The following is a 753-nucleotide window of genomic DNA, read 5'->3' on the forward strand; positions in this document are numbered from 1 at the left end:
CGTGTAGACCGTGTCATGGATATGGATCAGGACCTGGCCGAGCGCACCATGCGCAGGTTGGCCCGCGAAGAAGGCATCAGCTGCGGTGTATCATCCGGCGGGGCCGTGGCTGGGGCGCTACGGTTGAGTGACGAGCTGGAAAATGCCGTGATCGTGGCGATTATCTGCGATCGGGGCGACCGCTATCTGTCTACCGGTGTGTTTAATGCCGTTGACAGTTGATAGTGGACAATTGACAGCGAAAACAGGGAGAGCATGTGAACGTATTGGTCTTTGATATCGAAACCATCCCCGATCTGGATGGCGGGCGCCGTATCTACGATCTGGATGGGCTTAGCGACAAGGACACTGCCAGCGCCTTGCTCAACCTGCGCCGTCAGGAGAATGGTACCGAGTTTCTGCGCCTGCACCTGCATCGTATTGTCGCCATTTCCGTGGTGCTACGTTCTGCGCAAGGGGTGAAAGTGTGGTCCCTGGGCGATGAAAACAGCACAGAGAAAGAGCTGATCGAGCGCTTCTACGATGGCATCGATCGCTTTACCCCGAACCTGGTGAGCTGGAACGGCGGCGGTTTCGATTTGCCGGTGCTGCACTATCGCGCGCTAAAGCATGGTGTGCCTGCCCACCGTTATTGGGAAACCGGCAATGAAGACTCCAGCTTCAAATGGAACAACTACCTGAGTCGCTACCATCAGCGTCACCTGGACCTGATGGACGTGCTGGCCATGTATAACGGCCGCGCCAATGCGCCGC

General features: G+C 57.2%; 2 protein-coding genes. Both read left to right on the forward strand.

What is annotated here, in order from left to right; genetic code table 11:
• A partial coding sequence (locus tag A3730_RS06035; protein ID WP_156500965.1) for a pyridoxal-phosphate dependent enzyme occupies positions 1–222 on the forward strand: 222 nt, incomplete at its 5' end.
• Positions 223–257: 35 nt separating this feature from the next.
• The coding region (locus A3730_RS06040) for a ribonuclease H-like domain-containing protein (protein ID WP_197477328.1) at positions 258–753 on the forward strand (496 nt) is incomplete at its 3' end.

This window comes from Alcanivorax sp. HI0044 (assembly GCF_001634945.1).